Source organism: Pseudoalteromonas aliena (genome assembly GCF_038155085.1).
Lineage (GTDB): Bacteria > Pseudomonadota > Gammaproteobacteria > Enterobacterales > Alteromonadaceae > Pseudoalteromonas > Pseudoalteromonas aliena_A.
In genome coordinates this window covers 1-14,094 of record NZ_JBAKAU010000011.1, presented here as the reverse complement: position 1 = coordinate 14,094, position 14,094 = coordinate 1, and the positions used below count along the sequence as shown (strand labels likewise).

Below are 14,094 nucleotides of genomic sequence, written 5' to 3'. Positions count from 1 at the left end.
GTAAGAGGTTAAGTTTTAGTGTAATTAAACGAATATCTTGCATCTTGTTTCTTGTGTGTGTGTTCAGTGAGGCTTATTTTTAACATTACAGCGCAGCGGGTGCAAGCATAAATATTCCACGCATCATATTTAAAATCGAATCAAACAGGAGGGTTAATCTAACAAGAGCCCACTGAAAGAATTAAAAATCCACAAATAGGTGCGCTTATGTTTAATTTAACAAGCGCTTTAGAATACTCTGCTTATATTAACTTTTTGCTATTTTTTTAAGCTACGCTTCTTTATTTGTTTCTCTGATGTAATGCCCTGCTCCACGGGTAATATAACGTAATTGCCAAATCACACGTTCAGTTAACTCATCTCGTTGCTGGCCTTCTAGATCGAGTGCCTCTGCACCAGCGTTAAATACAAGCGTTACCATGGCTTCAGATTGAATGTAGGCATGTATGGCATCGCATTTAGTTTCGCTCTCTAAATAGTGAGCAAGTTCTAAAATAAAGTGTTTTACCTCGCGCGCTACTGCGGCTCTAAAAGCTTTTGAGGTACCAGAGCGCTCGCGCAGTAGTAATCTAAATTGGTTACTTGAGTTGTCAATGAACTCCATAAAGGTCACTACGGAGGTATTTATAACACTTCCACCGTCGTTCGCTATACGTCTACGAGCTTGGCGCATAAGTTGACGAAGGGTTAAACCGGCTTCGTCTACCATGGTTAAGCCTAGTTCGTTCATATCTTTAAAGTGGCGATAAAATGAGGTGGGAGCAATCCCGGCTTCACGCGCTACTTCACGTAAACTTAAATTAGAAAAACTATGATCAGCACTTAGCTGGTTAAATGCCGCCTCAATTAAGGCTTGTCGTGTTTTTTGTTTCTGTTGTGCTCTAACACCCGACATCCACAGCTCCCTGAAGTTATTTATATGAAGTTTTAGTGATAATTAGCTTAATTGTCTAGTCTAATACTTGACGGCAAGAGATTGAAACACTATTTTAGCTTACAGTTGTACGCTGAGAGTAAATACGATGAATAAACCACCGATTATTTGGACAAACGTCCTGTTTTTTAGCCTAACCTTTTTGGCGGCTGCCACACTTGTACCTTGGTACGGCATTAGCTACGGATTTACCAGCGCACATTGGATTGCATTTGTAGGCTGCATGTTTTATGCAGGCCTATCTATCACTGCTGGATACCACAGATTATGGGCTCATAAAGCGTATAATGCACATCCTGTAATTGAATTTATTTTTGCGCTTGGCGGTGCTTTTGCCTTGCAAAACAGTGCCCTGCATTGGAGTAGTGATCACCGTATACACCACGGCCAAGTTGACGATCCAGTAAAAGACCCATACGCCGCAACTAACGGCTTCTGGTATAGTCATATTGGCTGGATGCTTCGTGATTATCAAGGTGACAGCTACGGTGACTATAGCAACTGTCGCGATTTACAACGCAATAAAATAGTCACGTGGCAACACAAACATTACTTAAAACTTGTTATAGCAATGAATGTAGGCCTCCCGCTTGTGCTTGGTTTATTAGTGGGTGATGTGTGGGGAATGTTAATTTTAGCCGGCTTACTACGTTTGGTACTAAGCCAGCATTTTACTTTTTTTATTAACTCAGTTGCGCACATTTGGGGCTCACGCCCATACACTGAAAAAAATACAGCACGCGATAACGGTTTTTTAGCGTTATTTACTTATGGCGAGGGTTACCACAACTTCCACCATATTTTTGCAAGCGACTACCGTAATGGTATTAAGTGGTTTCATTACGACCCTACAAAATGGATGATTCGCTCATTAGCAGCATTGGGTTTAGCCAGTAAATTAAAGCGCACTCCGGTTGAGCGTATAGAAAAAGCAAAGGCCGAAACGCTCATGAGTAAAACCCAAACTCGCCTTGCAAAATTGCCTTTAGCACAAGATAAGCTTACATTATTACAACAAGAGTACGATTTATTGCTGAAAAAACTGCAAAATTATTGTTCACTACAAAAACAAGTGTTAGAAGTTAAAAAAAATAACATGGCAAAGCAGTGTGAACAATCAGCATTAATGGCACAATACCATGAGTTGGAAGCCGCCTGGGAAAATCAAAAACAGGCATGGCTAGCACTTAATGCGAGGTTATTAAAAGCCTCTTTTAATTAATTTAGGAGTGGCTGTGGCCAAACAACCAGAACAAAAAAAAGTACCCGTGACATACCAATATGACGCAATAATTATTGGCACGGGTCCTGGCGGTGAAGGTACCGCCATGAACCTTTCAAAAAACGACAAAAAAGTAGCGGTTATTGAGCGCCAAGAAACGGTAGGCGGCGGCTGTGTACATTGGGGTACTATTCCTTCAAAAGCGCTACGTCACTCGGTTAGTCGTTACATTGAATACAAAGCAAACCCATTATTCAATGTAGGCGAGCGCCCTAGCCGTTTAACTTTTCCTGATATTTTACGTCACGCTAGTTCGGTTATTTCAAAACAGTCTAATTTACGCAGTAGTTTTTACGACCGTAACCGCATTCATATGTTTCAAGGCGATGCGAGCTTTGTAGACAAACACACGGTAGAAGTTAAACGTAATGATGGCTCAACTGAACGCCTAACAGCAAAAACGATTGTAATAGCTACAGGCTCACGCCCTTATCGTCCACCAGAGGTAGACTTTAGCCACTCTCGTATTTACGAAAGTGACACTATACTCGGCCTTGAGCACGACCCACACCGTGTACTTATATATGGTGCGGGGGTTATTGGCTGTGAGTATGCTTCTATTTTTAAAGGCTTAGGCGCTAAAGTTGATTTAGTTAACACCCGCGACCGTTTACTTGCCTTTATGGATGCTGAAATATCAGATGCGCTTAGCTACCACTTTTGGAATAGCGGCATTGTTATTCGTCACAACGAAGAGTTTGATCGTATAGAAACACGTGATGACTGTGTTGTTATGCATTTAAAATCGGGCAAACGTGTAAAGGCTGACTGTATTTTATTTGCCAATGGCCGAACTGGTAACACTGATACACTTAACCTTGAAGCCATTGGCTTAAAAGCTGATAGCCGTGGCCAACTTAAAGTTAACGAAACATACCAAACAGAAGTAGACAACGTGTACGCTGTGGGTGATGTAATTGGCTACCCTAGCCTTGCCAGTGCTGCATTTGATCAAGGCCGTATAGCTGCTGATGCTATTGCCTGTGGTAATTGTGAAGATAAGCTAATTATAGATATTCCTGCTGGTATTTATACTATTCCAGAAATGAGCTCTGTGGGTAAAACCGAGCAAGAACTTACCGCAGCTAAAGTACCTTATGAAGTTGGCCGTGCTCAGTTTAAACATTTAGCGCGCGCGCAAATTGCAGGCACTGAAGTAGGTAGCTTAAAAATATTATTCCACACCGAAACCAAAGAAGTACTTGGCGTACATTGCTTTGGTGAACGTGCCTCTGAAATTGTTCACATTGGCCAAGCCATTATGGAACAAAAAAATGGCGGCAATAATATCGATTACTTCGTAAATACCACATTTAACTACCCAACCATGGCTGAAGCTTATCGTGTTGCAGCGTTAAATGGCTTAAACCGATTATTTAAATAATTGTATTTGGATAAAGTAAAAAAGCCCGCTATTGAGCGGGCTTTTTTATTATTGATGCATAAAACACATTATACCAACCCGCAATAATACTTAATCATTCTGCGGGGCTAAACGTGTCGCTACCTGCGTTAAAAAATTCTCATTTAGAACAACTAAATAGCGAATTTTTTGCCTAGCTATCAACACGTTTTTCCAGCCTCAAAATAGATCACTTAATTAAGCGAGTTGGTATTATTTATGATATTTAGCACTTAATTCGTGCACTGCGTTAATAAACACACCGGCATTTTCTGGGTCTACGTCAGGCGTAATACCGTGGCCTAAGTTAAATACGTGGCCATTACCTGTGCCAAAGTCTTCTAAGATAGTGCCTACTTCTTGGCGAATACGCTCTGGCGTACCATGAAGCATTGACGGGTCCATATTACCCTGCAGCGCCACTTTATCGCCTACACGGCGTTTAGCGTCGCTAATATTAATAGTCCAATCTAGACCAACCGCATCACAGCCTGTAGCCGCTATTGCTTCAATCCATTGGCCACCGTTTTTAGTAAATAGCGTTACCGGTACTTTGCGACCATCGTATTCGCGAATTAAACCATCTACGATTTTGTGCATGTACTGCAATGAGAACTCGTTGTAATCACGCGGGCTTAAAACGCCGCCCCATGAGTCAAATACCATCAACGATTGCGCGCCAGCTTTTACTTGCGCGTTTAAGTAATCAATAACTGAATCAGCTAACTTATCGAGTAATAAGTGCAATGTTTGCGGCTCTGCAAACGCCATTTTTTTAATTTTACCAAATACTTTACTGCTACCGCCTTCAACCATGTAAGTTGCTAATGTCCAAGGTGAACCAGAAAAACCAATAAGCGGTACTTCACCCTTAAGTTCACGACGAATAGTACTTACTGCGTTCATTACGTAGCCAAGCTCGTCTGTAGGGTCTAGTTTTGGAATTTTTTTAACATCAGCAAGTGATGAAATAGGGCGTTCAAACTTAGGACCTTCACCAGTTTCAAAGTACAGGCCTAAACCCATAGCATCTGGAATCGTTAAAATATCACTAAATAATATAGCGGCATCTAACGGGTAACGACGTAATGGTTGTAATGTTACTTCACATGCAAGCTCAGCATTACGGCACAGGCTCATAAAATCGCCCGCTTGTGCACGTGTAGCGCGATACTCTGGTAAATAGCGTCCTGCTTGGCGCATCATCCATACCGGAGTTACATCAACAGGTTGTTTTGCAAGTGCACGTAAATAACGGTCGTTTTTTAATTCGCTCATGGCGTAAATGATCCTAAGACTTGTAGAAATTGTGCAAGATTGTACCACCATATTCATCCACCCTCTATTGCTTAGGGACGAAAACAAGATCCCCTAGAGGTAGATCAATATAATGGAGTGTTTTAATCCATTTTGATTATAAAACAAGCAAAAAAAGAATAACATTTAAAACTTTTTATTAATATGTTTGCAACATAAAGAAAACCTTGATATTGTTTGTCCCGCGTTAACAAAAACAACAATAAAAATCTTAAAACAATAAAAATAAAAATCATCTCATAAAAATAAGAAAGCTTGTTATAACAAGTCACTGAAAGAAATTAGACCACCGTAACTGGTGGTTTTTTCTTGCCTAAAATAAAATCCCTCGTCTTAGATTATATAAAAAGGTACACCCCTCAAAGTAGCTCAACTTTACTTGTTGATATACGCGCAAATTAAATATATCTTGATGTACATAAACTTATTATATTCTAATTGAAAGACCAACCCAGCTAGGAGAACAGTTATGCTGACGCGTGTAGAAAAAGCTCAACAAAAATGGGGTGGTAGCCACACAGTAATTGATAAATGGCTAAACGAACGCCAAGACCTTATTGTACTTTATTGCAAAATTGCAGGTTTTACGCCGTATGAAAAACAAGATCAAGCATTGCCAGAGCCAAAACTAATTGAATCATTTTGCCAACTTTTAATGGACTACCTATCTGCAGGCCATTTTGAAGTATATGACGATATAGCAAAAGCATGCGAGAAAAAGGGCTTACAAAGCCAAGAGCTTGCAAACTCTATTTACCCTCGCATTTCTAGCACAACCGATGTGGCATTAGATTTTAATGATAAATACGCTGAAGTAGACAAAGAAGACCTATTGAAAGGCTTTGATAATGACCTATCTGTAATTGGTGAGGCATTAGAAGTACGCTTTGCACTTGAAGATGAACTTATTGATAACTTGTTTTCTAATCACACAAATTAATACGTTGCTTATATACATATCTAAAAAAGGGACCTAATGTCCCTTTCTTGTTCACATTATAAGCGTTAGCTATTATTGTGCTGCTTCTGCATCTTCGCTTTGAATTTCAAGTAATTCTACTTCAAATACAAGTGTTGAATTAGCTGGAATTTTACCTAAGTCACGGTCGCCGTAAGCAAGCTCCGAAGGAATAGTAAACTTGTACTTAGAACCTACCGACATAAGTTGTAAACCTTCAGTCCAACCCGCAATTACGCGGTTAAGAGGGAAAGTTGTCGGTTCGTTACGTGCATATGAGCTATCAAACTCAGTACCGTCTAATAAAGTGCCTTTGTAGTGTACTTTGACTACATCAGTTGCCACTGGCTTTTCGCCATCGCCTTCGCTAAGTACTTCGTACTGTAGGCCAGACTCAGTTACTGTAACACCTTCTTTTTTAGCATTTTCTGCTAGGTATTTAGCGCCTGCTTCTTTACTTTTTTCAGACTCTACTTTTGCTTTTTCTTCTTGCTTAGTACGCACTGATGTATCTAGTGCAGTTAGCACTTCGCGAATTTTTTCTTCGTCAATTTTTGCATTGCCAGCAAGCGCATCTTCAAAACCACGGATTAAAAGTGCTTGGTCTAGTTCAATACCAATTTCTGTTTTATCTGCTAGGTCTTTATTTAAAAAGTTACCTACAGATGCACCAATACCGTATGCTTGTTGCTGTTCTACAGTGTCTAATTTAACTTCAACTTGCTCTTTTTTTGCTTCTTGATTACAAGCAGTAAGCGCTAAAACTGACGCTGCAATCAATGACAATCTAATCGTCTTTTTCATTTTAAATCTCCGACATACTTTGCAGTTGTCATTTTAATGTATTATTACTAGTTAAAGATTAACGGCCTACATGATAGGCTGCTTGTTTAATGACTAAATTCCATGTTGTTAGCTAAACTAAAAACATATCCAGTGATTAGACAAACAACCTAGGCATTTAACGTGCCCTAGTCTAACCTCTCAGTCACTAAGAGTTAAGAGGAAATACCTGTAACATGTCGATATTTCGTACTTTTTTAATCGTATTAAGCTGTTTTCTAACCATCGCCTGCACTGATAAAAAACAACAAGCTATAGCAAGCTACGAACATGCCGCACAAGGCGCATTTTCCTCAGCCCTATCAAACGACGGTAAATACAGCCTAATCTCCTCTATCAACCATGGGGTCGCTCTTTGGGATAATCAACAGCAAGTACTAAAATACCAATGGTTTCAGCAACAAGATCAAGACAGCTTGGTATACGCTGTTGCCATTGCTTTTGATAACAGCGTAGCTGTTACCGCCGAAAAAACAACGTTTGCTGTGTGGGATATAACCACAGGAAAAAATAAAGGTTATTACAAAATACAAAAAGCCAGTATTCGCGATATTGCCATTAGCGATCAAGGCCGTAGTGTTTTATACGGCCGTAGCGATGGTGTGGTCGTATTTGTAAACCTAGAAACTGGACGCCGCATTGAGTTTTTAGGCCACCAAGATAAAGTGAACACCGTTGACTTATCACCTAACGGACGCTATGCCTTAAGTGGTTCAAACGATTATGTCGCTTACTTTTGGGATACACGTACAGGGCAAGTAATTCATCGCTTTAATCACCCAACGCGTGTTACCCAGGTGACGCTCGATCCACAAGGTCGCTATGCGTTTACGGCAGATAGTATGGCACAGGCAAATGTATGGAAGCTGACTACAGGTGATCTTGTGAGTAAACTGAAGTATATTGCGCGTCAGAAAATTTTTACTGCTGTGCGTTTTAACGAACAAGGTACTTTACTAGCAACCGGCTCGCCAAATAAGCGCGTAGATTTGTGGCAAATACCAAGTGGTGAAAAAATTCAAACTTGGCAGGTTACCCCGCGTGAAGGCAGCAAGCCTAAATCAGCGGTGGTGCTAGATGTGACATTTACAAATAACGATAAGTCGTTGTTAACCGAAAGCTCCAGCGGTATCGCAGAGCGATTTATTATACGAGAGAATGAATGAACACAATTGAACATCGCTTAATGGAACTTGAAGCCAAAGTGGCTTTTCAAGACGAAACGATTGAAGTCTTAAATGATGAAATAAAAGTGCACCAACAATTGTTAGCTAACATGAAACGCCAAACAGAACTGCTAGCAGAAAAAATTAAAGAATCGCAGTCATCATCGTCTATGATGTCTGAAGTACCAGAGCCGCCTCCACCGCATTACTAAAGCCGGTAAAAATTACGCAATAAAAAACCGGGTTAGTCGCCCGGTTTAAATACACCAATTACTTGTTCAAATTGGCGAGTTGACGCCTGAACAGCATTATCGGGCTGCGACATTTTATGCCCACACTCAACACACTCTACTTTTTCAACATCATGTTCTCTGTATAGCATCATAGTATCCATGGCTTTACACTCAGGGCACGACGCACCAGCAATAAATCGCTTCTTTTGTCTCACAACATTTTTCCTGTGGTTTGAACTGTGGCTATTTTATCGTATAACTTCACCTGTTGATACGCTTGATAAGCGCATTAAGTTCTATGGTATGATAGGGGCAACTTAACAAGGGCACAGCAAAGTAACGCATTCATGATCCAAATCTCAGAAATAGAACTACTTCGTGGCGGTAAAGCCTTATTAAAAAATGCATCAGCCACTTTATTTCCAGAACATAAAGTTGGCCTTGTAGGGGCCAATGGCTGCGGAAAATCAACGTTATTTGGTTTATTAAAATCAGAACTACAGTTAGACGCCGGAAGCTGTAGCATTCCTAAAGATTGGTCTATAGCCTCTGTTAAGCAAGAAACCCCTGCACTTGAAATAAGCGCCATTGATTACGTACTGCAAGGCCATCCTGAATATTACGCGCTGCGTATTGCCCTTCGTGAAGCAGAGCAAATCAATGATGGCGATACACAAGCTAAAGTACACATTCAATTAGAAAATATTAAAGGCTATAGTATAGAGTCTAAGGCTGGCGAATTACTGCATGGTTTAGGCTTTGCCAACAATCAAATAGAAAACCCCGTAAGCGCATTCTCTGGTGGTTGGCGTATGCGCTTAAACCTTGCTCAAGCATTGATACGAGACGCCGATTTACTGCTACTTGATGAACCAACTAACCACCTTGATTTAGACGCAGTATATTGGCTTGAGCGCTTTTTACGTGCCTACACTGGCACCCTTGTACTTATATCGCATGACCGTGAGTTTTTAGATGCGGTGGTTGATCAAATCTGGCATGTAGATAAGCAAATTATTAATGTGTACAAAGGCAACTACTCGCAATTTGAGCGCCAAAAAGCAGAACGCTTACTACAGCAGCAAGCTATGTTTGAAAAGCAACAAGATCAAATTGCACACCTTGAGCAGTTTATTACGCGCTTTAAAGCAAAAGCCAGTAAAGCCAAACAAGCACAAAGCCGCGTAAAAGCCCTAGAGCGTATGGAAAAGCTGGCTCCTGCTCATGCCGATTCACCGTTTAACTTTGAATTTGCAGAGCCTACTGCCCTTCCAAACCCACTTATGAGCTTAGATAAAGCGAAAGCGGGTTATGGTGAAGTCACTATTTTAAATAATATAGAGCTTAATTTAGTCCCTGGTAGTCGTATTGCTTTACTTGGCCGAAATGGCGCAGGTAAATCAACGCTAATTAAACTACTCTCTGGTGATTTAGAGCCACAAGCAGGTAAGGTTGTGCAGCACCATGGTTTAAACATTGGTTATTTTGCACAGCATCAACTTGAATCTCTTGATTTAAAAGCCAGCGCTATTACGCATTTACAGCGTTTAAACCCTAAAGCCACTGAGCAATCGCTGCGTGACTTTTTAGGTGGCTTTGCTTTCATTGGCGACAAAGCCCTCGAACCGGTAGCCCCCTTTTCGGGCGGCGAAAAAGCACGCTTAGTGCTTGCCATGTTGGTATATCAAAAGCCAAACCTACTGCTTCTCGATGAGCCAACTAACCACCTTGATTTAGAAATGCGCCATGCACTTGTTATGGCACTACAAGGTTTTGAGGGCGCCATGGTTACTGTATCGCACGACCGCCACATGCTTAAAAACACCGCTGATGAATTTTATTTAGTAGACGATGGCAAAGTAACTCAGTTTGGTTACGATTTAGATGAATATTATCAATGGTTACTAAATGCCAACAAAGAAGCCGTTAAAGCCCAGCAAAGTGATGAGCCTAAAGCTAACCCAGGTGTTAACCGAAAAGAGCAAAAACGCCTAGAAGCCGAATTTAGAAAAGCCATTCAACCGCTTAAAAAACAAATTGAAAAGCTTGAAAAGCAACTAGACAAATACTCCGCAGAGCTTAGCGAAGTAGAGGTCGCACTTGGCGATAACGAACTCTACAACGACGACAATAAAGCCCAGCTAAAAGAGTTAATTGCAAAGCAAGCAACGCTCACACCTAAACTTAACGACATTGAAGAAGAGCTCCTCATGGCGCTTGAAGAAATGGAAGAAAAAGAACAGGCCTTTGCCGATGAACTTGCTCAATAGCAATGACTTTTGGCAATTTGCGTGCACCTTGTACGCAAAGCCTGGGCAACAACAAACCTTGCTGGCACTGCAAAATCAGCAAGGTAAAAATGTTAATGTGTGTCTATTTTTATTGTATTTAGACTCACTTAAACTTAGCATTAGCGCCGAGCAGCTGAGTGACTTAATAGCCTCAATTAACGGATTTGATACGCAAGCGCTTAAGCCTCTTCGCTCTGCCCGTAGCTATTTGAAAGAACATCAGCATACGATTAGTGACTACGCAATAATACGTAAAGAGCTATTAAGCGCCGAGTTAAAACTTGAAAAGCAGCAACAGCAAATGCTTGTTGATAAAGCTAACCAGTTCAAAATGTTAGAAGTGATAAAACCTAATAATATCGAGCTATACGTAAAGCTAGCCTAAATTAAAACAGCGCTTCGGTAATAATCTAATAGTCTTTAAAACATGATCTAAATCAACTTAGAGTGGCTACTCTTCCCACTTAGAAAAATAGTTTGATCTCGATCACATTACTCCCTGCAAACTCCCTCTATGATTAACTCATCAACCAACGAGGAGAAAACTCATGAACGTATTCTTTAGAGACTTTTTTAGCGACCCTGTATTATTTATGTCTTTTGGGATCTTAGGTGTCGTGATTTCTCTTTGTTTATTTTACGCTTTTTACTTTATTAAAAAAATAAGTGAAGCGGAAGTTCCTGATTAGCATTAAAAATTAAGCACGACGCACTAAAGCGCCTTATTAGTTTACTAGTTAGGCGCTTTTTATTTTCTGCAGCGAAAAATTTGATACACTAGCTTTTCGTTTAATACAAAGTGCGTAGTACAAACATGATCTCTCAGTTCAAACCAGCATGGTGGATGACCAATCGTCACGTTCAGACCATAATGCCGCGTTTTTTCCGCCCATTTCACAATACGTCCTACGAACTTGAGCAACTTGATACACCTGATGGTGATTTTATTGAGCTTGCGTGGTCGCTTCCACATAACGAAACTGCACCACTTGCCGTTGTTTTACATGGTCTAGAAGGCAACATAAATAGCTTTTATGCCAAAGGCATGATGAAGGCCTTAAAAAAACAAGGCTATGCAGTTGTGCTTATGCACTTTAGAAACTGCTCGACTGAAGTAAACCGCCTCCCCCGCGCATATCACAGTGGTGATACAGCCGATTTAGCTTTTTTTATAGATTATTTGCGTCAACAATACCCAAACCGCCCAATTATGGCCGTTGGTTTTTCGCTAGGTGGTAATGTACTTGCTAAGTACCTAGGTGAAGAACGCGAAACATGCCCATTAAGTGCAGCAGCGGTTGTTTCTGCACCTTATGACTTATCGTCATCAAGCGATGTTATACGTAAAAGTTTAGGTAAAATTTATCAAAAGTATCTGCTCGACAGAATGAAAAAGTCAATGCAACGCAAATTGCCGCAAATAAAGCAGCAAATACCAATTACTACCGACCAACTAATGGAAATTGACGATTTATTAGAGTTTGATAACCAGCTAACTGCTCCATTACATGGCTTTGAAAACGCTCACGATTACTACCGTAAAGCCAGCGCTATGCCGTATTTAAAAGACATCGCTATTCCTACGCTTATTATTCACGCTAAAGACGACCCCATGCTCTCTATTAAAGCCGTACCGAGTAGGCAAGATGTCAGTGAGCATGTTACGCTGTGCGTCTCAGAGAAAGGCGGACACGTAGGTTTTATTAGCGGTAACAACCCTTTTAAACCTATATTTTGGTTAGAGAAAGCAGTGCCGTATTATTTTGGCCAACACATATTAAATAAAGCGAGTAACAAGCAGTAATGATTATCCCTTTTGAACAACTCGATAAAGACACTCTTTATAATTTAATTGAAAGTTATGTACTGCGCGAAGGCACTGATTATGGCGAGCAAGAAATAACAATTGAAAGCAAAGTCGCTCAGGTTAACCAACAACTAAACAGCGGCGAAGCGATGGTGTTTTTTTCAGAGCTACATGAGTCAGTAACTATAATTTCAAAAGGCGAATTTAAAGCACTACAAAGTGAAGAGCATGAGACGCAGTCATTTGATTAAAGCGTAACACTTGTAACTTTTGAACTGAACGTACACAATGGCTTTTTACCCAAAGAGCCAAAACATGATAAAACTCAGCACTCTAGTGGTAGCCATATCACTAGCATTAATCCCCAAAGCCTTTGCAGAGCAAGTGAAAAGCCCGTCAGACAAAGCAGTTAAACTTGCCAAAGACACTATTTTAATAGATACCCACATTGATGTGCCTTATCGTATACACGAAGGCTGGGTTGATGTAACTAAAGCCACAGCTGATGGCGACTTTGACTACCCTCGTGCTGTTAAAGGCGGTTTAAACGCCCCTTTTATGTCGATTTATATTCCTGCGCATTTAGAATTTGAAGGCAAAGGAAAAAGCTACCAATTAGCCAATCAAATGATTGATAGTATGGAAGCGATTGCCCAGCGCGTACCCGATAAGTTTGCTATTGCGAGCTCAAGCGCTGATATAGAAGAGCAGTTTAAACAAGGCAAGCTATCTATTGCGATGGGTATGGAAAACGGTTCACCAATTGAAGGTGATATGAAAAACCTTCAGCATTTTTATGACCGTGGTATTCGCTACATCACGCTAGCTCACTCGCAAAGCAATCATATTTCTGACTCTTCTTACGATATACGCCGTAAATGGAAAGGTTTAAGCCCATTTGGTAAAAAGCTTATAACTGAAATGAACAATGTAGGTATGTTAGTCGATGTATCGCATATTTCAGATGATGCGTTTTATCAAGTAATGGAGCTCTCTAAAACGCCGGTAATTGCCTCGCATTCATCGCTACGTAAGTACACGCCTGGTTTTGAGCGAAATATGAATGACGATATGCTACTCGCACTTAAAGAAAATGGCGGCGTTATTCAAATTAACTTTGGCTCAAGCTTTGTTACCGCAAAAGCTGGTAGCTGGGGTAAACAGTTAAAAAGTTCAAAAGAGTCAGCTAAAAAAGAAGGCACCAAGCTAAGTAAAGATTTTGATGCTGCGTATCGTGCTAAAAACCCATACCCATATGCAAGCCTTGAACAGGTGCTGGATCATATTGACCATGTTGTTGAACTAATTGGTATTGATTATGTTGGTATTGGTTCTGACTACGATGGCGTGGGTGATTCACTTCCTATAGGCTTAAAAGATGTATCTAGCTACCCTAATCTTGTTCAAGGTTTAATGGACAGAGATTATAGCGATGCTGATATCAAAAAGATTTTAAGTGGCAATTTATTAAGAGTGTTAAAGCAAGCTGAAGAGTACGCGAAGAAACACTAGCCTATAAAGATTTCGAGAATTTGATTAATAGCACGGCTTAAAGTCGTGCTTTTTAATACCTTAATTATACCTAAGTCACTTAAACTTAAAGGTAAACCTAGCCTTATAAATTTAACTCTGAGCGGCTGATAGCTGAAAACTAATCACTTTTCTTCAGGCATTAAAAAACCCGAGGCTAAGCTCGTTTTTTTTAGTATTAATTAACTTAAAAGTTAACTATTACTCGTTGAACGTTGCTACGGAGCACCTACGCCTAAGGTAAGAACGCCACCTTCATGTAAGCTAAATTTCAGGCATTAAAAAACCCGAGACTAAGCTCGGGTTTTTTTAGTATTAATTAACTTAAAAG

At 40.3% G+C, this 14,094-nt stretch carries 13 protein-coding genes and 1 pseudogene; 10 read left to right on the top strand and 4 right to left on the bottom strand.

Annotation, left to right across the window (positions count from 1 at the left end):
* Positions 1-271: 271 nt before the first annotated feature.
* A complete protein-coding gene (gene fabR, locus V6260_RS11700; protein ID WP_341594246.1) occupies positions 272-895 on the bottom strand; it encodes an HTH-type transcriptional repressor FabR in 624 nt (207 codons plus the stop codon).
* Between the two features lie 127 nt (positions 896-1,022).
* Here fabR and V6260_RS11695 point away from each other — a divergent pair, with 127 nt between their 5' ends.
* Positions 1,023-2,156, top strand: coding sequence for an acyl-CoA desaturase (locus tag V6260_RS11695; protein WP_341594245.1), 1,134 nt, complete (start codon positions 1,023-1,025; stop codon positions 2,154-2,156).
* A 13-nt stretch (positions 2,157-2,169) separates the two neighbouring features.
* On the top strand, positions 2,170-3,600 hold the full coding sequence (gene sthA / locus V6260_RS11690; RefSeq protein WP_341594244.1) for a Si-specific NAD(P)(+) transhydrogenase: 1,431 nt from the start codon (positions 2,170-2,172) through the stop codon (positions 3,598-3,600).
* 231 nt (positions 3,601-3,831) lie between these two features.
* On the opposite strand, the gene hemE is transcribed toward sthA, so the two are convergent.
* The gene (gene hemE, locus V6260_RS11685; protein ID WP_341594243.1) at positions 3,832-4,896 is read right to left on the bottom strand and encodes a uroporphyrinogen decarboxylase; all 1,065 of its coding nucleotides are present in this window, start codon (positions 4,894-4,896) and stop codon (positions 3,832-3,834) included.
* Between the two features lie 508 nt (positions 4,897-5,404).
* Here hemE and rsd point away from each other — a divergent pair.
* Positions 5,405-5,875, top strand: coding sequence for a sigma D regulator (gene rsd, locus V6260_RS11680; protein ID WP_341594242.1), 471 nt, complete (start codon positions 5,405-5,407; stop codon positions 5,873-5,875).
* Between the two features lie 72 nt (positions 5,876-5,947).
* Here the strand turns inward: rsd and fkpA are convergent, their stop codons facing one another.
* The gene (gene fkpA / locus V6260_RS11675; RefSeq protein ID WP_341594241.1) at positions 5,948-6,697 is read right to left on the bottom strand and encodes an FKBP-type peptidyl-prolyl cis-trans isomerase; all 750 of its coding nucleotides are present in this window, start codon (positions 6,695-6,697) and stop codon (positions 5,948-5,950) included.
* Positions 6,698-6,912: 215 nt separating this feature from the next.
* Here fkpA and V6260_RS11670 point away from each other — a divergent pair.
* A pseudogene (locus V6260_RS11670) lies at positions 6,913-7,912 on the top strand (WD40 repeat domain-containing protein).
* The gene (locus V6260_RS11665; RefSeq protein ID WP_341594239.1) at positions 7,899-8,114 is read left to right on the top strand and encodes a SlyX family protein; all 216 of its coding nucleotides are present in this window, start codon (positions 7,899-7,901) and stop codon (positions 8,112-8,114) included. The pseudogene V6260_RS11670 and the gene V6260_RS11665 overlap by 14 nt, the downstream one beginning before the upstream one ends.
* Positions 8,115-8,146: 32 nt before the next feature.
* Here the strand turns inward: V6260_RS11665 and V6260_RS11660 are convergent, their stop codons facing one another.
* The gene (locus V6260_RS11660) at positions 8,147-8,350 is read right to left on the bottom strand and encodes a YheV family putative zinc ribbon protein (protein WP_058547982.1); all 204 of its coding nucleotides are present in this window, start codon (positions 8,348-8,350) and stop codon (positions 8,147-8,149) included.
* A gap of 132 nt (positions 8,351-8,482) precedes the next feature.
* Here V6260_RS11660 and V6260_RS11655 point away from each other — a divergent pair, with 132 nt between their 5' ends.
* The 5 genes from V6260_RS11655 to V6260_RS11635 all read left to right on the top strand — a co-directional run bounded on the left by V6260_RS11655 (position 8,483) and on the right by V6260_RS11635 (position 13,745).
* On the top strand, positions 8,483-10,405 hold the full coding sequence (locus V6260_RS11655) for an ATP-binding cassette domain-containing protein (protein ID WP_341594238.1): 1,923 nt from the start codon (positions 8,483-8,485) through the stop codon (positions 10,403-10,405).
* The gene (locus V6260_RS11650) at positions 10,389-10,811 is read left to right on the top strand and encodes a TIGR02444 family protein (protein WP_341594237.1); all 423 of its coding nucleotides are present in this window, start codon (positions 10,389-10,391) and stop codon (positions 10,809-10,811) included. Before V6260_RS11655 ends, V6260_RS11650 begins: the two co-directional genes overlap by 17 nt.
* A 429-nt stretch (positions 10,812-11,240) precedes the next feature.
* The gene (locus tag V6260_RS11645) at positions 11,241-12,230 is read left to right on the top strand and encodes a hydrolase (protein ID WP_341594236.1); all 990 of its coding nucleotides are present in this window, start codon (positions 11,241-11,243) and stop codon (positions 12,228-12,230) included.
* On the top strand, positions 12,230-12,484 hold the full coding sequence (locus V6260_RS11640) for a YheU family protein (protein WP_341594235.1): 255 nt from the start codon (positions 12,230-12,232) through the stop codon (positions 12,482-12,484). Before V6260_RS11645 ends, V6260_RS11640 begins: the two co-directional genes overlap by 1 nt.
* A gap of 64 nt (positions 12,485-12,548) precedes the next feature.
* Positions 12,549-13,745 (top strand): dipeptidase, encoded by a 1,197-nt coding sequence (locus V6260_RS11635; RefSeq protein WP_341594234.1) that lies wholly within the window; start codon positions 12,549-12,551, stop codon positions 13,743-13,745.
* The last annotated feature ends 349 nt before the right edge of the window (positions 13,746-14,094 follow it).

What these genes read in the sequence shown, in the direction of transcription:
- rsd (WP_341594242.1), top strand. Translation starts at nt 5,405, where the DNA reads ATGCTGACGCGTGTAGAAAAAGCTCAACAAAAATGGGGTGGTAGCCAC.
- V6260_RS11695 (WP_341594245.1), top strand. Translation starts at nt 1,023, where the DNA reads ATGAATAAACCACCGATTATTTGGACAAACGTCCTGTTTTTTAGCCTA.
- hemE (WP_341594243.1), bottom strand. Translation starts at nt 4,896, where the DNA reads ATGAGCGAATTAAAAAACGACCGTTATTTACGTGCACTTGCAAAACAA.
- V6260_RS11640 (WP_341594235.1), top strand. Translation starts at nt 12,230, where the DNA reads ATGATTATCCCTTTTGAACAACTCGATAAAGACACTCTTTATAATTTA.
- V6260_RS11635 (WP_341594234.1), top strand. Translation starts at nt 12,549, where the DNA reads ATGATAAAACTCAGCACTCTAGTGGTAGCCATATCACTAGCATTAATC.
- fabR (WP_341594246.1), bottom strand. Translation starts at nt 895, where the DNA reads ATGTCGGGTGTTAGAGCACAACAGAAACAAAAAACACGACAAGCCTTA.
- V6260_RS11650 (WP_341594237.1), top strand. Translation starts at nt 10,389, where the DNA reads ATGAACTTGCTCAATAGCAATGACTTTTGGCAATTTGCGTGCACCTTG.
- V6260_RS11665 (WP_341594239.1), top strand. Translation starts at nt 7,899, where the DNA reads ATGAACACAATTGAACATCGCTTAATGGAACTTGAAGCCAAAGTGGCT.
- fkpA (WP_341594241.1), bottom strand. Translation starts at nt 6,697, where the DNA reads ATGAAAAAGACGATTAGATTGTCATTGATTGCAGCGTCAGTTTTAGCG.
- V6260_RS11645 (WP_341594236.1), top strand. Translation starts at nt 11,241, where the DNA reads ATGATCTCTCAGTTCAAACCAGCATGGTGGATGACCAATCGTCACGTT.
- V6260_RS11655 (WP_341594238.1), top strand. Translation starts at nt 8,483, where the DNA reads ATGATCCAAATCTCAGAAATAGAACTACTTCGTGGCGGTAAAGCCTTA.